The 23,383-nt window shown below is 58.7% G+C and carries 23 protein-coding genes and 2 pseudogenes; 16 read left to right on the top strand and 9 right to left on the bottom strand.

What is annotated here, in order from left to right; genetic code table 11:
* Positions 1-54: 54 nt before the first annotated feature.
* Positions 55-1,563 carry a replicative DNA helicase gene (locus AC0V6L_RS03475; protein WP_486148238.1) on the bottom strand — a complete coding sequence of 503 codons (1,509 nt, stop codon included), beginning with the start codon at positions 1,561-1,563 and terminating at the stop codon, positions 55-57.
* A 147-nt stretch (positions 1,564-1,710) separates the two neighbouring features.
* On the opposite strand from AC0V6L_RS03475, the gene AC0V6L_RS03470 reads away from it, so the two are divergent.
* The 3 genes from AC0V6L_RS03470 to AC0V6L_RS03460 are packed head-to-tail and all read left to right on the top strand — an operon-like array spanning position 1,711 to position 3,409.
* Positions 1,711-2,223, top strand: coding sequence for a UPF0262 family protein (locus AC0V6L_RS03470; protein ID WP_486153021.1), 513 nt, complete (start codon positions 1,711-1,713; stop codon positions 2,221-2,223).
* Positions 2,224-2,231: 8 nt separating this feature from the next.
* Complete coding sequence (locus AC0V6L_RS03465; RefSeq protein WP_486153020.1) at positions 2,232-2,981, top strand: glycoside hydrolase family 25 protein; 750 nt, start codon at positions 2,232-2,234, stop codon at positions 2,979-2,981.
* Positions 2,978-3,409 (top strand): cytidine deaminase, encoded by a 432-nt coding sequence (locus tag AC0V6L_RS03460; RefSeq protein ID WP_486153019.1) that lies wholly within the window; start codon positions 2,978-2,980, stop codon positions 3,407-3,409. Before AC0V6L_RS03465 ends, AC0V6L_RS03460 begins: the two co-directional genes overlap by 4 nt.
* On the opposite strand, the gene AC0V6L_RS03455 is transcribed toward AC0V6L_RS03460, so the two are convergent.
* The 3 genes from AC0V6L_RS03455 to AC0V6L_RS03445 all read right to left on the bottom strand — a co-directional run bounded on the left by AC0V6L_RS03455 (position 3,406) and on the right by AC0V6L_RS03445 (position 6,040).
* Positions 3,406-4,080, bottom strand: coding sequence for a DUF4197 family protein (locus tag AC0V6L_RS03455; RefSeq protein WP_486153018.1), 675 nt, complete (start codon positions 4,078-4,080; stop codon positions 3,406-3,408). The genes AC0V6L_RS03460 and AC0V6L_RS03455 overlap by 4 nt on opposite strands.
* 179 nt (positions 4,081-4,259) lie before the next feature.
* A complete protein-coding gene (locus tag AC0V6L_RS03450) occupies positions 4,260-5,396 on the bottom strand; it encodes a M14 family metallopeptidase (RefSeq protein WP_486153017.1) in 1,137 nt (378 codons plus the stop codon).
* A gap of 8 nt (positions 5,397-5,404) precedes the next feature.
* The gene (locus tag AC0V6L_RS03445; RefSeq protein ID WP_486153016.1) at positions 5,405-6,040 is read right to left on the bottom strand and encodes a DUF4136 domain-containing protein; all 636 of its coding nucleotides are present in this window, start codon (positions 6,038-6,040) and stop codon (positions 5,405-5,407) included.
* 134 nt (positions 6,041-6,174) lie between these two features.
* Here AC0V6L_RS03445 and galE point away from each other — a divergent pair, with 134 nt between their 5' ends.
* The 3 genes from galE (at position 6,175) to AC0V6L_RS03430 (ending at position 8,135) form a co-directional block, all read left to right on the top strand.
* Positions 6,175-7,203 carry a UDP-glucose 4-epimerase GalE gene (galE, locus tag AC0V6L_RS03440; protein ID WP_486153015.1) on the top strand — a complete coding sequence of 343 codons (1,029 nt, stop codon included), beginning with the start codon at positions 6,175-6,177 and terminating at the stop codon, positions 7,201-7,203.
* Between the two features lie 102 nt (positions 7,204-7,305).
* Complete coding sequence (gene ykgO / locus AC0V6L_RS03435) at positions 7,306-7,431, top strand: type B 50S ribosomal protein L36 (RefSeq protein ID WP_007165381.1); 126 nt, start codon at positions 7,306-7,308, stop codon at positions 7,429-7,431.
* Between the two features lie 95 nt (positions 7,432-7,526).
* Entirely contained in the window at positions 7,527-8,135 is a 609-nt protein-coding gene (locus AC0V6L_RS03430; protein ID WP_486153014.1) for an HAD family hydrolase, read from the top strand.
* 308 nt (positions 8,136-8,443) lie between these two features.
* Here AC0V6L_RS03430 and AC0V6L_RS03425 read toward each other — a convergent pair whose 3' ends face one another.
* Complete coding sequence (locus AC0V6L_RS03425) at positions 8,444-8,806, bottom strand: CC_3452 family protein (RefSeq protein WP_486153013.1); 363 nt, start codon at positions 8,804-8,806, stop codon at positions 8,444-8,446.
* A gap of 175 nt (positions 8,807-8,981) precedes the next feature.
* On the opposite strand from AC0V6L_RS03425, the gene AC0V6L_RS03420 reads away from it, so the two are divergent.
* Complete coding sequence (locus AC0V6L_RS03420; RefSeq protein WP_486148217.1) at positions 8,982-9,533, top strand: winged helix-turn-helix transcriptional regulator; 552 nt, start codon at positions 8,982-8,984, stop codon at positions 9,531-9,533.
* 256 nt (positions 9,534-9,789) lie between these two features.
* Here AC0V6L_RS03420 and AC0V6L_RS03415 read toward each other — a convergent pair whose 3' ends face one another.
* Positions 9,790-10,179 (bottom strand): hypothetical protein, encoded by a 390-nt coding sequence (locus AC0V6L_RS03415; RefSeq protein WP_486153012.1) that lies wholly within the window; start codon positions 10,177-10,179, stop codon positions 9,790-9,792.
* Positions 10,180-10,352: 173 nt separating this feature from the next.
* Between AC0V6L_RS03415 and recQ the strand changes: the two genes are divergently transcribed.
* Positions 10,353-12,149: a DNA helicase RecQ gene (gene recQ, locus AC0V6L_RS03410; protein WP_486153011.1), complete on the top strand. Its 1,797-nt coding sequence runs from the start codon at positions 10,353-10,355 to the stop codon at positions 12,147-12,149.
* Between the two features lie 47 nt (positions 12,150-12,196).
* Here recQ and AC0V6L_RS03405 read toward each other — a convergent pair whose 3' ends face one another.
* Both AC0V6L_RS03405 and AC0V6L_RS03400 read right to left on the bottom strand, forming a co-directional pair.
* A complete protein-coding gene (locus tag AC0V6L_RS03405) occupies positions 12,197-13,027 on the bottom strand; it encodes a hypothetical protein (protein ID WP_486153010.1) in 831 nt (276 codons plus the stop codon).
* A 67-nt stretch (positions 13,028-13,094) separates the two neighbouring features.
* Entirely contained in the window at positions 13,095-14,591 is a 1,497-nt protein-coding gene (locus AC0V6L_RS03400; protein WP_486153009.1) for a YifB family Mg chelatase-like AAA ATPase, read from the bottom strand.
* 194 nt (positions 14,592-14,785) lie between these two features.
* Here AC0V6L_RS03400 and AC0V6L_RS03395 point away from each other — a divergent pair, with 194 nt between their 5' ends.
* From AC0V6L_RS03395 to yihA, 6 genes and pseudogenes are all read left to right on the top strand, one after another.
* Positions 14,786-15,832 carry a hypothetical protein gene (locus AC0V6L_RS03395; protein WP_486153008.1) on the top strand — a complete coding sequence of 349 codons (1,047 nt, stop codon included), beginning with the start codon at positions 14,786-14,788 and terminating at the stop codon, positions 15,830-15,832.
* A gap of 194 nt (positions 15,833-16,026) precedes the next feature.
* Positions 16,027-16,161, top strand: a complete 135-nt coding sequence (gene rpmH / locus AC0V6L_RS03390) for a 50S ribosomal protein L34 (RefSeq protein WP_082701027.1) — start codon at positions 16,027-16,029, stop codon at positions 16,159-16,161.
* 562 nt (positions 16,162-16,723) lie between these two features.
* A pseudogene (gene rnpA, locus AC0V6L_RS03385) lies at positions 16,724-17,083 on the top strand (ribonuclease P protein component); the annotation flags it as partial.
* Positions 17,084-17,120: 37 nt separating this feature from the next.
* Positions 17,121-17,329, top strand: a pseudogene (yidD, locus tag AC0V6L_RS03380) (membrane protein insertion efficiency factor YidD).
* A 68-nt stretch (positions 17,330-17,397) separates the two neighbouring features.
* Positions 17,398-19,221, top strand: coding sequence for a membrane protein insertase YidC (gene yidC / locus AC0V6L_RS03375; protein ID WP_486153007.1), 1,824 nt, complete (start codon positions 17,398-17,400; stop codon positions 19,219-19,221).
* A 2-nt stretch (positions 19,222-19,223) separates the two neighbouring features.
* Positions 19,224-19,904, top strand: a complete 681-nt coding sequence (gene yihA, locus AC0V6L_RS03370; protein ID WP_486153006.1) for a ribosome biogenesis GTP-binding protein YihA/YsxC — start codon at positions 19,224-19,226, stop codon at positions 19,902-19,904.
* On the opposite strand, the gene AC0V6L_RS03365 is transcribed toward yihA, so the two are convergent.
* A complete protein-coding gene (locus tag AC0V6L_RS03365) occupies positions 19,895-20,686 on the bottom strand; it encodes a queuosine precursor transporter (protein WP_486153005.1) in 792 nt (263 codons plus the stop codon). The genes yihA and AC0V6L_RS03365 overlap by 10 nt on opposite strands.
* Positions 20,687-20,849: 163 nt before the next feature.
* Here AC0V6L_RS03365 and AC0V6L_RS03360 point away from each other — a divergent pair, with 163 nt between their 5' ends.
* Positions 20,850-22,103: a NupC/NupG family nucleoside CNT transporter gene (locus tag AC0V6L_RS03360; protein ID WP_486155037.1), complete on the top strand. Its 1,254-nt coding sequence runs from the start codon at positions 20,850-20,852 to the stop codon at positions 22,101-22,103.
* 41 nt (positions 22,104-22,144) lie between these two features.
* The gene (locus AC0V6L_RS03355) at positions 22,145-23,098 is read left to right on the top strand and encodes an isopenicillin N synthase family dioxygenase (RefSeq protein WP_486153004.1); all 954 of its coding nucleotides are present in this window, start codon (positions 22,145-22,147) and stop codon (positions 23,096-23,098) included.
* The last annotated feature ends 285 nt before the right edge of the window (positions 23,099-23,383 follow it).

The following is a 23,383-nucleotide window of genomic DNA, read 5'->3' as shown; positions in this document are numbered from 1 at the left end:
TCGGCGGGAAAAGTCAAGAAAATGCCGCGTTGAGGCGACACGTCTTGGTTCCTATCATTCAAAGCCCCATTCGGAATAGTCTTTGAGGTTGGGCGAGGTGAATTTGGTGAATTCGCTCTGGAAATGCAGCGGGACGTTGCCGGTTGAGCCATGACGCTGTTTTGCGATATTGACTGAGGCACGGTTTTTGAGCTCTTCGTACTTTTCTTCCCAGGCCCGATATTTCTCAACCGAATCGGGGCTTGAATTCTCAGTTGGGAAATCGGGTTTGATCGCTTCGAGATAATAATCGTCCCGGTAGACGAACCAGACCATATCAGCGTCCTGCTCAATTGAACCCGATTCCCTGAGATCGGACAGCATCGGACGTTTGTCTTCGCGCTGTTCCACGGCCCGGCTGAGCTGTGATAGCGCGATAACCGGTACGCTGAGTTCTTTCGCAAGGGTTTTCAGCCCCCGGCTGATCTCTGAAATCTCATTGACGCGGTTGTCGTTTGCGCGGCCAGATCCTTGCAACAGCTGGAGGTAGTCGACCACGATCAATCCTATGTCATGCCGCCGCTTCAACCGCCTGGCGCGCGTGCGCAGCGCACCAATGGTAAGCGCCGGCGTATCATCAATGTACAAGGGCAGATCGGACAATCGCTGGCTGGCGAAAGATAGACGCTGAAAATCCTCTCGGCTCATTTTACCGCTGCGCAGCGCTTCTGAGCTGATTTCCGCTTGTTCCGCCAAAATCCTGGTGGCGAGTTGGTCTGCGCTCATCTCTAGGCTGAAAAAGGCCGCGGGTGCGCCGTAATTGTGATCGCCGCCATCATGTTGCCAATTCAAATGCGCCTCAGCGCAATTGAATGCGATATTGGTCGCAAGAGATGTTTTGCCCATGCCTGGACGACCAGCAAGGATGATAAGGTCGGAATTATGCAGGCCCGAGGTCTTGCGATCAATCGAATCGAGCCCGGTCGTCTTGCCCGAAAGCCCGCCGCCTGAATTCATCGCGGCTTCGGCCATTTTGATGGCTTCGAGCGCGGCAGTGCGGAAACTTGATGCCTCTTTGCCTGTGGCAGCGCCTTCTGCGACTTTGAACAGATCGGCTTCGGCTTGGCTGATCCTGTCCATTGGATCGGTTTCTTCCGACGTATCAAGCGCCCCTTCGACCAGCCCGCGCCCGACGCTCACCAATTCACGTAGCAATGCCAGATCGTAAATCTGCTGAGCAAGTTCACGCGGGGCAAGCAGGCCAGCGCCGCTTGCGGTGAGTTTCGCCAGATAGCTTGGACCGCCCAGCTCTTTCAACGCTTCGTCCGCTTCGAAATAGGGGCGCAAGGTTACAGGCGATGCGGTCGCGTTGCGTTCGAGCAAAGTCAAAACCCGCTCAAAAATGCGTTGATGCAGCGGTTCGAAGAAATGATCAGCGCGAATCGGCGCTTGAAGCTCCTCGATCACACGGTTGTCGATCAACACCGCGCCCAAAAACGCAGCTTCCGCTTCAAGATTGGAGGGAAGCTTGCGCACGGCGTCATTTTCGGCCGGGACGATCGATAGAATTTCGGTTTCAGGCATTCGCTCTTGATGCGCGCAGCCAGTCGCTTGATGCAAGGGCAAAGGCAGAGAATTTATTTTTTCGCTCGGCCAAAACCTTGTGGATTGCGGGGATGGTTTCGCGAAGAGCTTGAAGTGTGACCATCCGATCTGCGAAGAGCTTGATCCATGGCCACTCTGCCGCCCGATTCCTCTGCTGCCGGAACGCACCGGATTGCTCATATCGCTCTTGACGAAGAGACGATCCTTTGGCGCAATGCGGATGTCGAACAAGAACGCCGTGTGGCAATCTATGACTTGATTGAGGAAAACACGTTCAAACCTGTGCGAAGTGTAGAGCGCGGTGCCAATGGACCCTACAGGCTGCATCTTGGGGTAACCGATGGCCGGTTGGCCATGGATATCAGCAGTGAAGCCGAAGAGCCGCTCGAGACGTTGCTGATCGGATTGGCGCGGTTCCGCCGTCCGATCCGCGAGTATTTTGCTATTTGCGACAGCTATTACCAGGCCATCCGCAAAGCCACACCGGCGGAGATCGAGACGATCGACATGGCCCGGCGAGGGATACACAACAGCTCTGCTGAGCTTTTGCTGGAACGGCTTGAGGGCAAGGTCGAAACTGATTTCGCAACAGCACGCCGTTTGTTCACGCTGATCTGCGTTCTTCATATCAAAGGGTAGGGCGGGCTTTGGCTGTTTCTTCCCAAACCAAGCGCCCTGGTGCGCGTTCCAAGCGCAAAACCACTCAGAGCCGGTGGTTCAGGCTAATCTGGCTGACCATTGCTGCAGGAGTGCTTGTTGCGATCATTTTTGCAGCATGGCTGTGGATTGACATGCGCGAATGGCGGCCTGACACCGCATTATACCCCGAGCAGGGTGTCGTCATTCCACCAGAGCCTGAGGGCATGCAATACGCCGCGCTTTCGGCCATTGGCGCACAATTTGTGTATCTGCGCCTTGAGCAACAATCACGAGCGCTGGATGATGATTTTGCCGATAGATATGCACGGGCATCGCAAACACCGGTGAAGATTGGCGTTGTTGTTTCTTTTAACCCTTGCACTTCTGCCGACATGCAAAGCGCTTATTTTACTCAGATGGTCCCGCGCAGCCCAGAATTGTTGCCGCCTGCCATCGAGCTTGAACGATTGGCAAGCGATTGCCCCAAAGCGGTTAGCGATGCTGCGGTCGAAAGCGAGCTGATGACATTGGTCAATCAGATCGAAATGCATGCGGGAAAACCTGTCATTCTGAAAATCGGCGAAGCGTTTGAACAACGCCATCGCACCGCACGCAGTCTTGAGCGTGATTTGTGGCTGATGCGCGACAGGGCGCGGCCGGATTACGCCGGGCGGCCCTGGCTGTTATGGAGTGCGAACAGTCAATATCACAGCGCTGCGGCTGATGAGCCGCTTGAATGGGTGGTGGTGCAGAAATGAGATTTGATATTGGTCAACGCGACGCATTGATTGCAGCAGCGCGCAATGCTTCGCATAATGCCTATGCGCCCTATTCCGATTATCAGGTGGGTGCGGCTTTGCTGTTCGACGATGGCGCGGTGATTACTGGCAGCAATGTTGAAAATGCCAGCTATGGGCTTGCGCTATGCGCGGAAACGGTGGCGGTTTCGCGCGCTTTTGGGGAAGGTCGGCGTGGCGGGCTGGTAGCCGTTGCGGTCATTGGACCGGATGATAAAGGCGCTGGTGAACCGATTACGCCGTGCGGGCGATGCCGCCAGATCCTGCATGAATTGGCGGCATTAGGCGGGAGCGATCCGGTCATATTCTGTGTGGGCGCAGATCAAGTGCGCACAGTGCGTTTGTCCGACCTGCTCCCGCATGCCTTTGGCCCCAAAAGTCTCGCTTAGAAAATGCCGCCAAGACCTTTCAGCGGGTTCTTGCGAAAGGCGATTTCTTCTTTGCCGACATATTTGAAAATGCCGTCCAAACCCTGATCGGTGACAGTTTTATTGACGCTTTCGCGGTTCAACCCTGCTTGGCTGATAAGGCTGGACTGTGCGCCCAGTTTCTCGATCTGGCCATGAATGCCCGCATCGCCCAGAGCGCTGTCGACCAGTGGCAAAAGCTTTTCGAGCAGGCTGTCGTTCGATGATTGCCGCAGATATTGCGTGCCGCCGTCGTTCTGCTTGATGATGCCGGGGGCATCGCTGAACGACAGACCGTCAATTGCCTCGCGAAAGATCGGTTTGGCCTCGCCAGCGGCTACGCCTGCGCCATCATTGATGCCGCGGATAATGCCATCAAGTCCCGGAAGGCCCGCCAGCTTCGAGCCTGCTCCAAGGACAGTGCCAAGCAATCCCCCGCCGCCGGCTTTCGATCCGCCGCCCAGTTTGCCCAGCAAAGGCAGACCTATACGAATATCTTGATCGTTGAAAAAGGCGCCGGGCTGCGCCAGATCATCAAGCGCATTGTCTGTTGCCTTGCCCAGCAGCGATGACAGGCCAAGCCCGCTATCGCCGTTCGATTTGCTGCCACCCAAAATGTCACCAAGGCTTTGGGCATGGGCGGCCGCGGGCATCACAAGTGCTCCGCTCGCCATGCCAATGCCCGCCAGAATGGCCCGCCTGTGAATTGGTGAGTGTAGTTTTGAATGTGGCACAGCGTCTCTCCCTCTATCGTCTCAAGAGGTGCTATATCACAATGCCAGCCCGCCAGTATGAACATCGCCTGCCAGAAATGGTAAATTGTGTTGCTGGTCTATTCGCGTGCCTCAAGCCATTCGGCCAATGCCGCCAGGCAGTCGCGCGCCAGCATTTTACAGCGCTCCGGTGACCATCCCTGCTCCGGCTCCGGGAAATCGGCCAGATCTTTGTAAGGCATTTCCAACGTCATGGCGCAGGCACCAAAACGTTCTGCTACCTGATTGGTGCTGATCCCCAAGTTGGCTTTGCCCGCAGCCGTCTTGGGATAGCCCAACTTGGTCTGAAAATCGGGCGTGCGCCGATCAAGTATGCGCTGGTATCGATAGAATTGTTCGCCTTGTTCATCGCTCCATGAAGGAATGCCTTCAAATCCTGCGAGGAAATTGGCTGGGATGGCTTCATCGCCGTGCACATCCATCGCGAAATCAACGCCGCTCTCGTCCATGGCGTTGCGGATTGCGAGCACTTCGGGAGATTTCTGAGCAGAAGGATTGGCCCATTCGCGGTTCAAATTGGTGCCGATTGCATTGGTGCGCAAATGCCCGCGGGCAGACCCATCAGGATTGCAGTTGGGCACGATGAACAACCGGCATTTGTGCCTTAATGCCCGCGCTACCGGATCGGTAGGATCGGTGAGGCATTCCAGCGCCCCTTCCATCCACCATTCGGCCTGTGTTTCACCAGGGTGCTGGCGAGCATAGAGCCACACTTTTGTCTCACCTTCGCCCATGCTCAGCATATCAAGCGGACGGCCCTCAAGCGTTGTGCCAAGCCGGGTAACCTCCACCCCTTCGCTTGCCGCTGCCTCTGCCACCAGATCGTGGTGACGCTCAATCGGATAAGGCGCAAAATAAGCGAAATAGGCAATGTTTGAGGCTGGCGTGTAGCGGATTGTGAGTGTGCCTTCTGCTTCGTCTTTGTCAAAGCTACTGGCTGCACGCGCCCAATATTCGCGATCTTCCGATACGCACGCATCATAGCCCGGCCAGCCGCCAGGATACGCGGATTTGTTGAGGCCTGTAATTTTCAATTCTAGCTCTTCGCCAGCGCCGCACGTCACTCGGAAATGAAACCACTGTGCAAATTGCGACAAGTTGTCCTTGCAGATGGCAAGGTGAGCGGTGCTGCCTTCGATTGAGAGCACTTCGATATTTCCGCTGTCAAAAGCGGCATCGATGGCAATAGCGGTCATAATGTCCCTTAAAGGTCGTCGACGTCGACGCTGATCGTCTCGCCATTACCGCCGGGAAAATCGCGGAACAAGGCTTTGGTTAGGGCCTGTGCACTGGCGTCAACGTCGGCATAGTCTGAATTGACAGAGATCGCCTGCTGTGCGCGGCCTTCCCAAAGGGTTGCCCCGGTTGCATTTGTGATGCGCACGGACAGATCAGTAACCGCATTGGGCCCGCGCTGGCCGCCGCCCAGATTGATCCCCAGCCCGAGGCCAACACCGCTGCCAAACCCTCCTGTTCCCCCGCCGACACCCACGCTGACCGGTCCGCGCGACCTGCCTGCCGAGGCAATGGAATTGCGCGCCGTATCAACGCTTGCCACGTGCGCTGCGCCGATACCTTCAGGCGGACTGACGAGTTGCACATCATATCCCTGCTCCGACAATTCCTGCGCTATCGCAGCGGCAAAGGCCTGACGGGTTTCCGGCTTGAGTTCGTCATTGGAAAACTCGATGCGGATCGGACCTTGGCCGAGCCCTGCGGGGTTTTCAGCCACAAAGCGGGTGACTTCGACAGGGCCGGTGTAAGTGCTGACGCAGCCTGCCAATCCGGTCGCTGCGATTGCGGCGAAGATCGTCAAGGGGCGTTTCTTGGTGAAGGACATGGTGCGAATCCCTTTCTGTTGGTTTCAAAAGACTAGCACAGGCCCGCCGCAAAACCGTATAATGCATCCCAAACATTACATGTTTTTCCAAGGCTTTCATTCTTTTGCAGTGCATTTGTGATAGGCGGCTCCGCATGACGACACATTCAAACACGCAATCCACCAAGCCCTGTGTCCTCGTTACTGGCGGAGCGGGCTATATTGGCAGCCATGCCGTCCTCGCCTTGAGCGATGCGGGCTGGCCCGTCGTGGTGATCGACAACCTTACCACAGGCTTTCGGTTCGCTGTGCCCGACACAGTGCCGTTTTATGAAGGCGATATTGAGGATGCAGCATTGCTGGCGCAAATCTTCGCCAAGCATGATTGCAAGGCGGTGATGCATTTTGCAGGCTCGATTGTGGTGCCGGAAAGCGTCGAAAACCCGCTTAAATATTACCACAACAATACCGTCAAAAGCCGCGCCTTGATCGAGGCCGCGGTTACAGCCGCCGTGCCGCATTTCATCTTTTCATCGACCGCTGCGACTTATGGCATACCCGAAGTTTCTCCCGTGACAGAAGACACGCCGCGCCAGCCGATCAATCCGTATGGCTGGTCGAAATTGATGACCGAACAGATGCTGGGCGATACGGTTCAGGCGCATCCACTCAATTTCTGCGCCTTGCGGTATTTCAATGTGGCTGGCGCTGATCCGCGCGCCCGCAGCGGGCAATCAACAGCTGGCGCGACGCATCTTATCAAAGTCGCCGTTGAAGCTGCGCTGGGCAAGCGGGACAGTGTCAGCGTATTCGGAACCGACTACGACACCCCCGATGGCACAGGCGTGCGCGATTATATCCATGTGAGCGATCTGGCCGCCGCTCATGTCCTTGCGCTTGAGGCTTTGATGGATCAGCCTCAGCGTTCGCTCACCATGAATTGCGGGTATGGCCGGGGGTTCTCCGTGCTCGAAGTTCTCGATGCGGTGGACCGCGTGACCAATTTACAGATCGACCGCCGCATTGAAGGGCGCCGCGCAGGCGATCCCGATTCGCTGGTGTCAGACCCTTCGCGTATCCGGGCGACCCTTCCCTGGGAGCCAAAACACGCCGATCTTGATACGATTATTGCGCATGCTCTCGCTTGGGAGCGTAAATTGACCGAAATCCGCAAGAATGCTTGACCATTCCTGGCAGAGCACCTAACTGGCCCAGTTGAGATTGAAGTGCGCCGGGCCGGTTGCTTGGCGCTTTTTTATTTGACCCCTTCGCAAAAGGTAAGCCCTGTGAAAATCCGCAACAGCCTCAAGTCGCTGAAAAACCGCCACCGCGATTGCCGCGTGATCCGCCGCCGTGGGCGCACTTATGTCATCAACAAGACCAATCGCCGCTTCAAAGCCCGTCAGGGATAATTGAGCGCGAAAGGCCGCTTGGATAAGCGGTTCTAGGTTTCAGCGGCCCGCCTCCTTTTACCGGAGTGCGGGCCGCCGCTGTTTGAGGGAGCGGAATGGATAAAGCGGTTGTCTTTGATGTGGGCCGGGTGCTGTTTCAATGGAACCTGCGCCACTTGTTTGCAAAGCTGATTGATGATCCAAAACAGCTTGACTGGTTCCTCGAAAATGTTGTCACCGAAGCCTGGCATTTCGAACATGATCGCGGGCGCTCTTTAGCGGATATGCTGCCTGAGCGCATCGCGCTTTTCCCGCAATACGAACCGCTTATTCGCGCCTATGCTGCGCGCTTTAACGAGACGGTTCCGGGGCCTGTTCCCGGCAGTCTTGAGCTGGTGCAGCGCTTGTCTGATGCAGGGGTTCCGCTGTTTGGTCTCACCAATTTCGGCGAGGAGTTCTGGGACGGGTTTCGCCCCGCTCAGCCCGTTTTTGATCTGTTCGATGATATCATTGTTTCGGGCACTGAAAAGGTCGCGAAACCTGATCCCAGAATTTACGAGATCACCGAAAACCGCAGTGGGCGAAAAGGCTCGCAATTGTTCTTTACCGATGACAATCCCGACAACATCAAAGCGGCGCAAAATCGCGGCTGGGATGCGTATCTTTTTACCTCGGCAAAGGCGCTGGAGGGGCAGCTTGTAGAGGCGGGGTTTCTGGTTTCTTAGTTGACCAAACACATTCTAATCAGGCCCCAATTTGGAGTGGGGAATGACGGCTTTGGCCGCAAACCTTGGCTGCCTGAAAATTTCCTACATTTGTAATAAAAGAACACGCCCCCAAGCGCTCACACGCTCCCCGCGCTTACACATCCCACACCGTTCACACCCCCCAAGCGCTCCCTCACCAACCAGCGCCCACCTACCAGCGCGCACAAAAAACCCCGGTGCGCATCTGGGGAATGGGCGCACCGGGGTCATGTCCGGCCGTTCGCGATGGAGAGAAGCGAGCGGCCGTTTGTCAGCACTCGGTCACATCAATTGCCGTTGCATTTCGCCAGCTTGTCCGCTTCCAAGGCTTTGCCTTTGGCGGTGAAGCTGGTCACTTCGCCAAATTCGCGCGCCAGGCCGCGGCAGATGCGCATGGGGCGAGAGGTGCCTTTATTGGCGACGCACATATTGTCTTTGCACGCCCAGGCAACGCCGCCTGCCACAGCGCGGTTTTCGCCCGCAGGCTGCGCCAGCATTGCGGTGTAATAGGGGCCATCCGATTTCGCGATGGCGGCAGTGGAACTGGTCGCCACGCCGAAGGTCGCGCCGGTATACACCAGAGCCGAAGCAAAGATCAGCACGCGTCCAAACGACGGCAGGGCGCGGGGGAGTGAGAGGGAGAGGGACATCACGTTTTCCTTAATTCCAAGGGGAGCATTGAATTTTTGAACAAAAGGTTTCATATCAAAACCAGTTGCGAATCACTACCTATGTGATTGGGTTTTAAGTTGCAACCTAAAACTGAATATTTTTTGCATGCGCCCCGGAAAACAGGTTAAGCTTTACGCTGGGGAAAGGATTATTATGGGTGAAATAAGAGAGCCACTGCGCGATTTGTGCGAATGCGGCCTGCCGCAAGCGCTTGAAGTTATGGGGGAACGCTGGTCATTTATGATCCTGCGCGCCAGCTTTAACGGGCTCAAACATTTCGAGGAATTCCTGACCGAATTGGGAATCGCCCGCAACATTCTGTCCAACCGGCTCGCCAAACTGGTCGATCACGGCATCCTTAAACGCGAACCATGCGAAGATGATCGCCGCAAAGTGGAATACCGCCTCACTGCAAAAGGGTTCGATTTGCTCCCCTCGATGATCGCTTTGCGGTTGTGGGGCCAGAAATACAGCAGCGATTTCGTTGCCGAAGATCCCGTTCTGGTCGACGATCAGGACCGGCTGCCAATATCATCGGTATCGGTCCTGTCGCATGACGGCCGCATTCTGGAACACACCGATCTCAACCTCATCAAAAAGGCAGATCTGGGCAAACGCGCCGACGGCACCATCGCCGTCCCGCTGCCGGGCAGCGGCAATGGCGATGTGGTGGAGCTGGGCAAAGCGAAAAAAGCGGCGGGCTAGGCCGGTTTGCTTTGGCTAACCCGACCAGCGGGAATATTATGGCCCGCGTTTATTCCGGCGTGATGCCTATTCCAGCGTTATTGTCGCATCCTGCGTTTTAAATAGCGAACCGCCTCCAACAATTCCAAACGATGTCGCTACCATCTGGTCGCCCTTTCGGCATGTCTGCAATTCAGTTGTGGTCATCAACCAATTGAACCGGCGTGTCGAAGGGCTCAAGCACATTTTCTTCAACGGGTCTTTGCGCTTGATAAAATCAGATCGATTGTAATTCTTGGCCACCAGTTTCCCATTGCGCATGGTTGAAACAGACACCCAGAAATCCCAGCCAGTCGACACTAGAAAGTGCGTGCCGGAACAATCGCCAGTGTCCAGTTTCATCCACCCGACCAATCGCCAGTTTTTGTCCTGCCCGGGTTTGGGGAATTCTGGCGGTTGCTGTTCGGCCCCGGCAATCCAGATGGAAGAACCCGTCTCGTTGCAGAATTTGAGCCGTGTTGATGCCGATGCTTCTTGAGATATTCCCGCAAGCAAAACCGCAAATACGGCCAAAAATAGAAATTTCATCGCCCCGCCCCTCGTTTACAAAAATGTAAATTCGGTTGTGATCAGGCGCATTGGTCAAGTCAATGCGCTGCTTGGCCAATGCGCCTGATACGCCCCGCGCCCGCCCGGTGCCCGCCCGGTGCCCGCCCGGTGCCCGCCATGCGCCTGCCTCCCTCTAAATGACGGACCCCTCCCAAAAAAAGCGGCGGGATAACTCGCTTTTCATCGCATCGCCCGGCTGTAATGGCGGGGCGGATCGGCTAGGCTTATGCGATGGATGCAGGCACTCTTCCTTCAATTCACGAAATCCTGCGCGATACATTCGGGTTTCCCGGATTTCGCGGCCAGCAAGAGGCGGTGATTGCGCGGATCATGGCGGGCGCGCCCACTTTGGCGCTGATGCCGACAGGGGCGGGAAAATCCTTATGCTACCAAATCCCCGCCCTCGCGCTGCCGGGCACGGCGATTGTGGTCTCCCCGCTGATTGCGCTGATGCACGATCAAATTCGCGCGGCGCGCGCGGTGGGCATTCGCGCTGCATCGCTCACTTCGGCAGATAACAACCGCGCTGAAACGCTCGATCGGCTGCGCAGCGGAGAGCTTGATCTGTTATATGTTGCGCCCGAACGCGCGACGACGCCATCGTTCCGTTCGCTTTTGGGCGAGGTGCCCATCAGCCTGTTCGCCATTGATGAAGCGCATTGCGTATCGGAATGGGGGCATGACTTTCGCCCCGATTACCGCGGTCTTCGCCCCGTGCTTGATGCGTTTGAAACCGTCCCGCGCCTCGCTCTGACGGCGACAGCGGATGAAGTGACGCGCGCCGATATTCTCAAACAATTGGGCATTCCTGATGAAGGCATGGTGGTGGCAGGGTTTGACCGGCCCAATATCACGTACCGCATTGCCGCGCGCGAAAACACCGCGCGCCAGATCGCCGATTTCGTCAGCCGCACGCCGGGTGCAGGCATTGTCTATACGCACAGCCGCAAGGCGGCTGAGGATTTGGCTGCGAAACTGGCGGCAACAGGGCGGCCAACGGGCGCTTATCATGCAGGCCTGCCGCCCGAAGAACGCGCGCGCGTCCAGGCAGAATTTGTGCGCTCTGAAGATATGGTGATGGCCGCGACCATCGCCTTTGGCATGGGGATTGATAAACCCGATGTGCGCTTTGTCGTTCATGCAGGGCTGCCCAAATCCATCGAGGCCTATTATCAGGAAACGGGCCGTGCGGGCCGCGATGGCGACCCGGCAATCGCGCAGTTATTTTGGGGAGCGAGCGATTTTTCGCGCGCGCGCCAATGGCTGGCCGATATCGAGGAAGCACGCCTGCCCGCTGAACGCGCGCGGTTGAATGCGCTGGCGGGATTGGTGGAAGCGGCGAGCTGCCGCCGGGCCATTCTGCTCAAACATTTCGGCGAGCAGCCGGATGAGACTTGCGGCAATTGCGACAATTGCCTTGATCCGCCGCGCGTTCTGGATGTGAGCGAGATTGCGCAAAAGCTGCTCTCGGCGGTCTACCGGACCGGGCAGAGTTTCGGGATTGGCCATGTCGAAAAGGTTCTGCTGGGCCGCGATGATGAAAAAGTGACGCAGCGCGGGCATCATGCTTTGTCGGTGTTCGGCATTCTGAGCGGGGAGGATGCGCCGATGCTGCGCCCGGTTATGCGCGCGCTGATGGCGCATGAAATGCTGGTGCCTACCGAGCATGGCGGCATGGCGCTGGGCGGGGATGCGCGCGATGTTCTGAAAGGCGAGCGGCCCGTTTTGATCGCAGAGCCGCCCAAGAAAAAGCGCAAGAGCAGAGGCGCGCGCGGCGAGAACACCGCCAATCCGGTGGGCGATCCGCTGTTTGATGCATTGCGCGAACGGCGCAAAGCTCTCGCGCAGGAACACAATGTGCCCGCTTATGTGATTTTTCACGACAGCGTGCTGCGCGATATGGCGGTGAGCAGGCCTGAGACTTTGCGCGAGATGGGGCAAATCTCCGGTGTGGGCGCGAAAAAGCTCGACAATTGGGGCGGGGCGTTCGTCGAAGTGGTACGCGATTTTGCCGCTCAGGGTGTTTAGGGCGGCGCTGTTTAGGGCGGGGCTGATAAGGGTTTGGCGAGCGCCTCTTAACGAGCAACCGCGCGGGTGTAGTCGATCTTGATCCGCACCCATGATCCCACTTGGCTGCGCCCGCCCACAACCGCCGGGCGCACGCGAAACTGCCATGCAGCAGCCAGCACTGCGCGCCCGATTTGCGATCCGCGCGGGCTTTCGCCCAGCAATTGGCAATCCTCGACATAGAAATCGGGCACGGTCCTGCACACGATCAGCGCGGTTGCAGGGCCGGTGGCGGTGGAGAGATAGCCTGCGAGTTCCTGGCGTGTGGGTTCGCGGTACCAGCGCGCGGCATAAAGCGGTTCGCCATTAGGCGCAGTGCCAACGCGGCGGCTGTCATTGGCGCTGGAGCCGCCGGTATTGGGCGGACCATAAGTGCGCGCGGGCGGGCCCTGAGCAGGTTTTTGCGCAGGTCTTGGCGCAGGGGGCGGCGAGCGTGGAGACGGCTGGGCGCGCGGCGGTGCAGGGGCCGCCGGCGTGGGTGTTGGCCGGGGCAGTGGCAATGGCGGCGGCGCTAGCGGGCTGGGTTGCGGTTGCGGCTCAGGTTGCGGCCGGGGCGGGGGCTGCTGGGGTGATTGCTCTTCGGGCTGCGCGGCTTGCTCAGGCTCGGCAGCGTCTTCGGGTGCCTCGCTGGAGATATTGCTCGCCGCGATGGTGGTGACCTTGGCGCTTTCCTCCTCGCCGCCTGCCAAATTCCAGCTGAGCGTGAACAGCAGCGCAATCACCAGCACTTCGGCGATGATCGTGGCGGTGATGCCGATGACGCGCTTTTTCAGCGTGTCTGGGCGCGCGTCGCGGGATGCGGGGCTTGATGAGGACGCGGGTGAAGAAGACGCAGGCATGGCGGCGCGGGCTTAGACCATGCGCGCAGGAAATGGCAGCGGATATGCGGCGGCTTGCTGGGCAGCGTTACCGAACTGCGGCGCGCTGCCGGTAACTCAGCGCCTCTGCGATGTGCGCGCGCGCGATCTGGTCTGCCCCTGCAAGATCGGCAATCGTGCGCGCCACGCGCAGCATGCGGGTGTAGCTGCGTGCGGACAGGCGCAGCTTTTCCGCCGCGCGCATCAGCAAAGCGCGCCCTTCCTCGTCGGGGGCGGCATGCGTTTCGAGCGCATCGCCTTCCAGTTCCGCATTGGAGCGCACCCCGCGCGCCGTAGCCAGCGCCCGTGCAGCCGCGACCCGGCGCGCAACGTCCGCGCTGCCTTCTGCCGGGGGCGGCATGGCAAGGTCCATGGCGCTGACGGCTGCCACTTCGACATGGCAATCGATCCGGTCGAGCAGCGGGCCAGACAATCGACCCTGATATTCGCCGACACAGCGCGGATGGCGCGCGCAGATATTGGCCGCCTCGCCCGCATGGCCGCAGCGGCACGGGTTCATCGCGGCGATCAATTGGACACGCGCGGGGAACGTCACATGCGCATTGGCGCGCGCCACATCAACCTGGCCCGTCTCCAGCGGTTGCCTCAGCGAATCGAGCACGGGGCGCTGGAATTCGGGGAGTTCATCAAGAAACAGCACGCCAAGATGCGCAAGGCTCACTTCGCCCGGGCGCACTTTCAATCCGCCCCCTGTCAGCGCTGCCATGCTGGCTGAATGGTGCGGCGCGCGAAACGGGCGCGCGCGGCTGATCGTGCCCGCTTCCAGCGTGCCCGCCACCGATTGCACCATTGACACTTCCAGCGCTTCTGTCGGGGTAAGCTCGGGCAGAATCCCGGCGAGGCAGGATGCCAGCAGGCTTTTGCCCGATCCCGGCGGCCCCATCATCAGCAGATTGTGCCCGCCTGCCGCCGCTATTTCCAGGGCTCTTTTGGCGCTTTCCTGCCCCTTGACCTGTTTCAGATCGGCCGCGGGCGGGCCATCTTTCACCGCGCCGCGTTCCGGCTCGGCAAGCACGCTGTCGCCTTTCAGATGCGCGAGCAAGCCGGACAGATCGCGCGGCGCCAGCACAGGCACGCCGCTTGCCCACTTTGCTTCTGATCCCTGATCCAGCGGGCAAATCAGCCCCTTATCCGCCTCGCTTGCATGCAGCGCAGCGATCAAAACGCCGGGGGATGCGACCACTCTGCCATCCAGCGCCAATTCGCCCACCGCGATCCAATCGCCCAATTGCTCCGCATCGGTGATCCCCATCGCGCCCAGCAGAGCCAGCGCAATCGGCAGATCATAATGCGATCCATCCTTGGGCAGATCGGCAGGTGACAGATTGACCGTGATCCGTTTGGGCGGCAGCGCCAGCCCCATCGCCGCCAGCGCTGCCTGCACGCGCTCGCGGCTTTCGCTCACCGCTTTATCGGGCAGACCGACGATGGAAAAACGCGGCATTCCGGGCGCAACCTGGCATTGCACCTCGACCCGGCGCGCCTCAAGGCCCAGATACGCAACCGTTTCCACCAGCGCTACCACGTGGCCTTGCCCCTTATCCGCTTCCGTCCCGTGTAGCCGCGCCCGCGCAAATCGCGCGATTAACATCATGTTATTGGAAGGCGGCGGCGATTGTTTGAGCAATGGTAAACGCCCCATTAGGCACGATGCCGTAATACAATCGCAAGCATAAAACTTCGCTCTTCTTAAAAGGGCGCGGGGGCATTGTCCCCTAGATGAAAACGCTCACTCGCCTTTTTCTATGTCTTGCGGTCATGCTGCCGTTCTCGCCAGCTTCGGCCGAGAACGTAGCAATTCAGGCCAATGAAATTCAGGCCAGTAAGAATCAGGCCGGCGCGCGCACTCTGCATTCCGAACGCTGGGTCGAAGAATGGGACGCGGCCACGCAAAGCTGGGTGCGGGTGGAAGATGCCGATCCGCGCAGCCTGCTGTCGGCAAGCGCGCCCCAATCCACCATCACCACCACCACGACCGAGATTATCGGCGGTGTTATCACCACGCAGACCACCACCGTTCTGCGCGATGCGGCCCGTTACAGCGCGCCAGTTACGCCGCGCCGGGCTCCGCAGATTGCCGCGCAATATGGCCCGTTTCAGGTTCTCGATAACACCCGCGCGGCAATGATGGGATCAACCGATGCCGCCGCGCCTGCGCATTTTGATGCCATGCTGCGCGATTTTCCCGATCTCAAAGTGCTTGAGCTGATCGAGGCACCGGGCACCAGCCATGATCTGGCCAATCTGGCACTGGGCCGCCGGATCAGAGCCGCCGGAATTTCCACCCATGTGCCCGCTGGCGGATCGGTGCGATCTGGCGCTGTGGAATTGTTCCTTGCAGGCGCAACCCGCAAAATTGACGACAGGGCCGAATTTGCGGTCCACTCCTGGCGCGATGCCTATGGGCGCGAGCCTGATGATTTCGCTCCCAATGCGCCGGAAAACCGCCTCTATCTCGATTATTATGTCGAAATGGGCATGAGCGAGCGGCGCGCGCGCGATTTTTACGCGATGACCAATTCGGTGCCGCATCACAGCGCTTTATGGCTGAATGGTGATGAAATGCGCGCTTGGGTGAAAGAACGCCGGAACACGGGCAATGCCTGGGATCAAAGCGTCGCGCAAAAGGTTGAGGTCCAGAAATCTGAAGTCCAGAAAGCCGGGGCCAAGAACACCGCAGCGCCTGTATTCGTGGCTGTCTCTGCGCCTGTTATCAGCTACGAACACTTGTTCACCGCTCACATCGCGGCGGCACGCCCGCTTTGAAAAGCGCGCATATGCGGGGGGAATGCAGGCGCGCCTGCTTCACCTATTGCTTGACTCTGCCCCAACCATCCCATAACCGCGCGCACCTGATTTGATCGTTTTAGCAGGCCTGCTGCGCGGTCGTTTTTCCCGGTACCTGCCCTTTTGCACCTGTGTGCAAAGTGACGGTATCGAACCAGATATTCGAGGACGAAATGAAGCGGACATTCCAGCCAAGCAATCTCGTGCGCAAACGTCGCCACGGTTTCTTCGCACGCAAAGCCACCGTGGGTGGCCGTAAATTGCTGCGCGCCCGCCGCCGCCGCGGCCGTAAAAAACTGACGGCTTAACTGTTTTGCGCAGCCCCATCCGGGGCTGCGACTTCCTCGCTCATGCGGCCTAAAGGCCGCGTCGCTGCGGGCGGCCTTGCAGGTGGCCTTTGGCCAGCTGCGTCTTCGACTTCGCTTCCGCCCTTGCGGCGCTGCGCGCCGTGCTCCGCCACCAAGCCGATGACTGGCACAAAGCGTCAGGGGACAACAGGTCCAACCGGCGATGATTGCGAGCCGGAGGCGAGCCAGAGCGCGACTGCGCGACCGCAGGCGCTCAAAGCCGGACGAAGCCCGGCTTTGAAATAGCGCCGAGGACGAAGGCGCGGATGCGCCTTCGCAAAACAAAAACACCAATGTTCTTGGCGCTCTTATCGTTGGCTTGGAATGGTTCGGGCCGCAGGCCCGCAAGGGCGACCGCCCGTCGCGGCTTATGCCGCGTAGCCAAGCGGGCCGGATGGCCCGCGCCCGGCGCTTGAGGACTCAAACAAACAAACGCCCGGATGGGGTGCGGACAACAAAGACTCAAAAACACCCCCAAACAAAACACTCCCTTATCACCGCATTCTTGCGCTACCTGTTCGCCATGACACCCGTTGTTCTTACCAAGCGCGCTGATTTTCTTGCTGCCAATAAGGGCCTGCGCAATGCGCGGCCCGGCTTTGTGCTCCTGACCCGGCCCAATGGCGGGGAGGGGGTGCGATATGGGATCACGGTTACCAAGAAGATCGGCAATGCGGTTGTGCGCAACCGGATGAAGCGGCGCTTTCGCGAGCTTTTGCGCGATGCTTTGCCGGATAAGGGGCTGGCGGGCCATGATCATGTGCTGATTGGCCGGGCTGGCGGGGTGGAACGCGATTTTGCGAAGCTGGCCGATGAACTGGCCGCCGCATTGGTGCGCGCTGGTGAGGGTAAGGGGGATGGTCCCCGAAGAGGGCCGCGCCGCCCCCGGCAGGGCAATCGCGCCCCAAAAAGACCGACACATGAAGCACATTCTTATCTGGATTGCGCGCGGCTGGCAGCTTGGCCCATCGCGGATTATCCCGCCAACGTGCCGCTTTGCCCCCTCTTGCAGCGAATACGCTATTCAGGCTTTGCAGAAACATGGCGCGATCAAGGGTGGATGGCTGGCGGCAAAGCGTATAGGGCGCTGTCACCCTTGGGGGGAAGCGGGCATGATCCGGTTCCATAAAGGGTTGGGAATGGCAGCTGTCATACCTATATAATACACTTACGCGCTACAGATAAACGGGCTCAATCTTGGACAATCAACGCAATCTTATCCTCGCCGTCGTGCTTTCCGGCCTGCTGATTTTGGGCTGGGATCTGGGCATGCGCTTCTTTTATCCCGAAGCATCGGTCACCGCTGCGGTTGTGGATGAAGACGCCGGTGCCGCGCAATCGGGTGATCTGGCTGCCGGTGATCTGCCGGGGGGTGATCCGAATGCAGCTGGCGCGCCCAAAGGGCCGGTGGACCTGCAAACGGCGCTGACCAGCGACACCCGCGTAAAGATCAAGGCGCCGCGCGTCGAAGGCTCAATCAACCTGGTTGGCGCGCAGATTGATGACATCACGCTGATTGATTATCGTCAGACAGTCGAAAAAGACGCGCCGCCCGTCCAATTGTTCAGCCCGGCGCGCACCAAGGGGCAGTATTTTGCCGAATTTGGCTTTATCGTCGAAGGCGAGCGTTTGCCCAGCGACACGGTGTGGCAGGCCGATGGCGACACGCTGACGCCGGAAACACCCGTTACACTTACTCATACCACCGGTAGCGGCGCGGTTTTGTCGATCCGTTATGAGATTGACGATCAATTTATGATCTCCGCCACGCAAAAGGTTGAGAATGCAGGCGAAGGCGCGGTGATTGTGCAGCCCTCTGCCTATATCACTCGCACCAGCACAACCGCGACGCCCGATCAGTTTATCGCCCATGCTGGCCCGATCGGAGTGTTCGGCGGGACATTGCAAGACCCGCATACTTACGAAGAACTGACAGAGCTTGGCCGCTGGAAGCCCGAAGGAATGCCCAATTGGCTTGGTTACTCGGACGATTACTGGCTAGGCGCCGTGGTGCCGGGGGCAGGCGATGTGGCGAGTTACGGTTTCCGTTCGCTCGGCGACAATCTGTTCCTCGCAGGGGTCACGTATGATGCGGTGACAGTGCCAGCCGGCGGTTCGGCTGAGCAATCGACCCAGCTTTATGCCGGAGCGAAAGAAAGCTCGGTCCTCGACGCTTACGAAGAGACCGGCATCACCTATTTCGGCAAAGCGATAAGCTGGGGCTGGTTTGAATGGTTTGAAAAGCCCCTGCTGTGGCTGCTCACCACTTTGCACGGATTGATCGGCAATTTCGGCCTTGCGATCATCGCGCTCACATTCATCATTCGCGGGGCGCTGTTCCCGATTGCGCAAAAGCAATTTTCTTCCATGGCGCAGATGAAAGCCGTGCAGCCCAAAATGAAAGCGATCCAGGAACGCTTTAAGGACGACAAGCAAAAGCAGCAGCAAGAAGTGATGAAGCTGTATAAGGATGAGGGCGTCAATCCGCTGGCGGGCTGTTTGCCGCTGATTATCCAGATCCCGATCTTCTTTGCGCTTTACAAGGTTCTGATCCTCTCAATTGAGATGCGGCACGAACCGTTCCTGTATATCCGCGATCTGACCGCGCCTGATCCTGCGACTTTGCTCAACCTGTTTGGATTGCTGCCGTTTGAGGTTACCGGCTTCCTTGGCATTGGCGTTTTGGCAGTGCTGCTGGGCGTGACGATGTGGCTGACGTTCAAGATGAACCCATCCGCGATGGACCCGATGCAGCAGCAGATTTTCAACATCATGCCGTGGATTTTGATGTTCGTCATGGCGACGTTTGCATCCGGCCTGCTGCTTTACTGGGTGACATCGAACATCCTCACGCTGGCTCAGCAAACCTATCTTTATTCCAAGCACCCGCAATTGAAAGCGGCGGCGGAAAAAGAGAAGGCGGACAAAGCCCGCGAGGCTGAAAAGGCCACGGCTGAGGCCCAGCCTGAGGAAAAGCCTGAAGCAAAGTCGGATGCCGACGAAGCGGACAGCAAGGCGTAAGCATGACGGGCGAGGCCGATGAAGAGCGCGCGCAGGTTTTGCGCGAAAAGCGTGCCTCGCGCCTGTTTTCAGGGCGAGTGGATTTCCTGCTGTCCGCGCCGCAGCTGAAATTCCTGCCCGATCCCACCGTGCCCGAAATCGCCTTTTGCGGGCGCAGCAATGTGGGCAAATCCTCGCTTTTGAACGCGCTCACAGGGCGCAAGGCCATCGCGCGCGCATCGGTTACGCCGGGCCGCACGCAGGAGCTTAATTTCTTCGAAGTGGGCGAGCCGACGCAGTTCCGGCTGGTCGATATGCCCGGATACGGCTTTGCCAAGGCGCCTAAAGCGGTTGTCGACAAATGGAAGAAACTGGTGCGATCATACCTGCGCGGGCGGCAGGTTCTGGCGCGCAATCTGGTGCTGGTTGATAGCCGCCACGGGCTTAAAGATGTCGACCGCGAGATGATGAAAATGCTTGATGAGGCCGCCGTGGGTTACCGCGTGGTGCTGACCAAGACAGACAAGATCAAAGCGTCTGATCTGGAACGGGTCGCAGGCAAAGTCGCAGAGGAAGCCAAAACGCACCCCGCCGCTTTTCCGCAGCTCCATTTGACCAGCGCAGAAAAAGGCATGGGCATCGAGGCGTTACGAGCCGCCCTTGTGGCCGATGCCCTGGGTGAAGGGTGGTTCAATCAGCCCTGATCCCTCTCGCGCCGCTGCGATGCGGCTTGGCGATGATCCAGCCACCGCGCCAGCCGCACGCCGAACGTAATCAGGAACGGCACCAGCACAATCGACAGCGTCACTTTGGCGAGCACTTGGCCGATCATCAGATTGGTGATGTCAAATTCGCCGTAAAATGCCAGCGTGATGAAAATCACCGAATCGAATGCCTGACTGAGCGCAGAGGCAATCGCGCCCCGGATCATCAGGCCAAAGGTTGTCGCATCCCCGCTGCCGCGCAGCCGGTCGAATATCCAGATATTGAGCAATAGTGACGTGATGTAAGCCGCCGGACCCGCCATCAAAATGCGCGGGGTCTGGCCCAGAACGCGTTCGAACGCGGCAAGATCTTCGGCGCGAAATTCGAGCATTTCAGCAGAGGCAGGCAGGCTCAAAACCAGATAGATCAGCGCCGCTGATAAGGCGAGCGGCACAAATCCCCACCACACCAGCCGGGTCGCCATGGCGCGGCCATACAATTGCGAGATTGTGCTGGAGATAACGACCAGCAGCAGGAACGGGAAAATGCCCGATTCCACGGCCAGCTCGCTCGGCACCAATTGCACTTGTTTGAAGGCCACCACGCCTGCCAGCACGGTCATCCCGCCATACAGGATCAGGAACGCAAACAGACCCGCCGGCACATGCACCACAGGGCCATCTGTGTTGTCATAAGGGGCAAAGGCGGTTGCGCCGCCAGAGGGGCCATTGGATGAGCCGCTGGATGGCCCGCTGGTAGGCCCGTTAGAATGTACGTTCATCGCGCAAGGTTAGGCAGAGCTTTGCCAAAAGAAAGCGGCCAGCAACACTTCATCCCGCTTTGCACGACGATATGCTTGCCAGCATCGCCCCAAAATGCCACCCCTGCGCCTTCGGGATACACAATATCGGGGGCGCGGCCCGCACGGGCGGCGAAGCACAGCCATTCTACCCTATCTCAATTCTATTGCGGGGATCGCAGCGATCCTTGCCATCGCGTTTCTGCTGTCATCGGGCAAACGCAATATAAATCTGCGCGTTGTCGCATCCGCCTTTGCCTTGCAGGTTGTGATGGCCGCGCTGGTGCTGCGCACCGATATTGGCGCGCTTGTGATCAAATTCCTTTCTGACGGTGTGATCGCGCTGCTTGGCTATTCGGTGAAAGGGATAGAGACGCTGTTTGGCCCGATGGGCGCAAACCCGTTTGCCAACACTTTCTTGATCGCGGCGCTGCCTGTGATCGTGTTCTTCGCAGCATTGGTGTCGATCCTGTATTATCTGGGCATTATGCAGCGTCTGGTGCGCTGGCTGGGCGGGGCGATTGGCTGGATCACCGGCATCAGCAAAGTCGAAGCACTGGGCAGCGCAGCCAATATCTTTGTCGGCCAATCGGAAAGTCCGCTGGTCGTGCGGCCTTACCTCGCCAGTTTGCCGCCTTCGCGCCTGTTCACGTTGATGTGCGTCGGCATGGCGGGCGTGGCAGGCACCATTCTGGCGGGATACGCATCGTTTCTGGGTGATGAGGCTGTGCCCTATCTGCTCGCGGCTGCCTTCATGTCAGCGCCCGGCGGCATCCTGATGGCGAAAATCATCATGCCCGATGATCCGGTAGAGGCCGCAGCCCACGACAAACAGCTTGAAGACGTGACCGTATCGGAAACCTTCGAAGAAGGCGAAAAGCCCGCCAATATCATCGAGGCCGCCGCGCAAGGCACGACCACCGGCGTCAAACTGGCGGTGGCCGTGGGCGCCATGGTGATGGTGTTTGTCGCGCTCGTCGCGCTGGCAAACGGTATTTTGGGCGGGATTGGCGGCTGGTTCGGCTATCCCGATATCTCGTTCCAGCAGATGTTCGGGTATGTCTTTGCGCCTGTCATGTTCTTGATCGGCATTTCGGATTGGGAACAGGCGCAGATCGCAGGCGGATTGTTCGGGACGAAAATCGTTCTGAATGAATTTGTGGCGTTCATCGAACTGGGCGCGGTCGAAGGTTTGACGGAGCGAAGCCGCAATATCATCACCTTTGCGCTGTGCGGCTTTGCCAATTTCTCCTCCATCGCGATCCAGATGGCGGTGACAGGCGGGCTGGCTCCCAATCAGCGCCCGGTCATTGCACGGCTGGGGCTGAAAGCCTTGGCCGCAGGCTCGCTCGCCAATTTGATGAGCGCGGCGCTGGCCAGTTTATTCCTGCCGTTTTAGACCTATTTGCAGAAGGTTAGCCTCTCTATTAAAAGACACTTATGACTGCATCCTCCCAAACCCCTTCTGTGCAAATCGCCAGCGTCTCGCTGAACCGTCCGCTCGAAGATATTGCCGATGAATTGGGCCGCAGCTTTGCCGATGTCGGTTTTGCCGTGGTGCGCGATCACGGCATCCCAGCCGATCTGATCGCCAAAGCAGAGGCCGCCTCGAAAGAGTTTTTCGCGCTGCCTGACCAGCTCAAACGCAGTTACAAACTGGATGGCGGCGGCGGCGCGCGCGGATACACCCCGTTCGGCACCGAAAAGGCCAAGGATGCGAGCGTCTTTGACCTGAAGGAATTTTGGCATGTCGGGCGCGACCTGCCCCATGGCCACGAATTGTCCGAATTTATGGCTCCCAATATCTGGCCGGACGAGATTGACGGGTTCGAAGCGATTTTCCGCGAATTATACGCTGCCTTTGAAGCCGCAGGCGCGCGCGTCCTCGAAGCGATTGCGCTGCATCTGGATCTGCCGCGGGATTTCTTTGCCGCAACGGTTAAAGACGGCAATTCGGTGATGCGTCTGCTGCATTACCCGCCGCTTGGCCCTGATGCGCCCGATGGCGCGATCAGAGCGGCAGCGCATGGCGATATCAACACGATCACTTTGCTGCTCGGCGCAGAAGAGGCGGGCCTCGAATTGCTTACCAAATCGGGCGATTGGCACGCGGTAGAAGCGCAGGAAGGCGCGCTGGTTATCAATGTGGGTGATATGCTGGAACGGCTGACCAATGGCCGGCTGGTATCGACCACGCACCGGGTGGTGAACCCCAGCGGTGATGCGGCGCGGCGGTCGCGTTATTCGATGCCGTTCTTCCTCCATTTCCGTCCGGATTTCTGGATTGATCCGCTGCCCAATTGCACCGGCGACGGCTGCTGGGACACACCGCCCGAAGCGATCAGTTCGCACGATTTCCTGATGCAGCGCCTGCGCGAGATCAATCTGGCTTAAACCCCATGCGCGAATCGCGGACGTATCCGCTTGCGACTCCAGCAAGCGGCAGGGCCGCGGCCGCCTCAAAATTGGCCCAATATCGGATTGAATTCGCCCCGCCGCCTGTTGGCAACAGTCCATCGCTGTTTGTTCAGGCCCCTTGCAAATATCCTTATTTCGTGGCGCGGCTGCAACACAGGGCCAATAACCCACGGGAATCCAAGCCTTAGCCTGTGGATGGATTGGTATTGCGACCCGCTCTCAATCCGCGCCCCGGTCAGTGTCACACACTTGTCACAAAAC

The sequence above is a fragment of the Erythrobacter sp. JB1-15 genome, from assembly GCF_057365035.1.
This window is presented reverse-complemented; position numbering and strand designations above follow the sequence as displayed.

What these genes read in the sequence shown, in the direction of transcription:
- AC0V6L_RS03460 (WP_486153019.1), top strand. Translation starts at nt 2,978, where the DNA reads ATGAGATTTGATATTGGTCAACGCGACGCATTGATTGCAGCAGCGCGC.
- AC0V6L_RS03470 (WP_486153021.1), top strand. Translation starts at nt 1,711, where the DNA reads ATGGCCACTCTGCCGCCCGATTCCTCTGCTGCCGGAACGCACCGGATT.
- AC0V6L_RS03355 (WP_486153004.1), top strand. Translation starts at nt 22,145, where the DNA reads ATGACTGCATCCTCCCAAACCCCTTCTGTGCAAATCGCCAGCGTCTCG.
- AC0V6L_RS03450 (WP_486153017.1), bottom strand. Translation starts at nt 5,396, where the DNA reads ATGACCGCTATTGCCATCGATGCCGCTTTTGACAGCGGAAATATCGAA.
- AC0V6L_RS03430 (WP_486153014.1), top strand. Translation starts at nt 7,527, where the DNA reads ATGGATAAAGCGGTTGTCTTTGATGTGGGCCGGGTGCTGTTTCAATGG.
- AC0V6L_RS03445 (WP_486153016.1), bottom strand. Translation starts at nt 6,040, where the DNA reads ATGTCCTTCACCAAGAAACGCCCCTTGACGATCTTCGCCGCAATCGCA.
- AC0V6L_RS03475 (WP_486148238.1), bottom strand. Translation starts at nt 1,563, where the DNA reads ATGCCTGAAACCGAAATTCTATCGATCGTCCCGGCCGAAAATGACGCC.
- AC0V6L_RS03405 (WP_486153010.1), bottom strand. Translation starts at nt 13,027, where the DNA reads ATGCCTGCGTCTTCTTCACCCGCGTCCTCATCAAGCCCCGCATCCCGC.
- yihA (WP_486153006.1), top strand. Translation starts at nt 19,224, where the DNA reads ATGACGGGCGAGGCCGATGAAGAGCGCGCGCAGGTTTTGCGCGAAAAG.
- AC0V6L_RS03425 (WP_486153013.1), bottom strand. Translation starts at nt 8,806, where the DNA reads ATGTCCCTCTCCCTCTCACTCCCCCGCGCCCTGCCGTCGTTTGGACGC.
- AC0V6L_RS03420 (WP_486148217.1), top strand. Translation starts at nt 8,982, where the DNA reads ATGGGTGAAATAAGAGAGCCACTGCGCGATTTGTGCGAATGCGGCCTG.
- AC0V6L_RS03455 (WP_486153018.1), bottom strand. Translation starts at nt 4,080, where the DNA reads ATGCCCGCGGCCGCCCATGCCCAAAGCCTTGGTGACATTTTGGGTGGC.
- rpmH (WP_082701027.1), top strand. Translation starts at nt 16,027, where the DNA reads ATGAAGCGGACATTCCAGCCAAGCAATCTCGTGCGCAAACGTCGCCAC.
- galE (WP_486153015.1), top strand. Translation starts at nt 6,175, where the DNA reads ATGACGACACATTCAAACACGCAATCCACCAAGCCCTGTGTCCTCGTT.
- recQ (WP_486153011.1), top strand. Translation starts at nt 10,353, where the DNA reads ATGGATGCAGGCACTCTTCCTTCAATTCACGAAATCCTGCGCGATACA.
- AC0V6L_RS03365 (WP_486153005.1), bottom strand. Translation starts at nt 20,686, where the DNA reads ATGAACGTACATTCTAACGGGCCTACCAGCGGGCCATCCAGCGGCTCA.
- AC0V6L_RS03395 (WP_486153008.1), top strand. Translation starts at nt 14,786, where the DNA reads ATGAAAACGCTCACTCGCCTTTTTCTATGTCTTGCGGTCATGCTGCCG.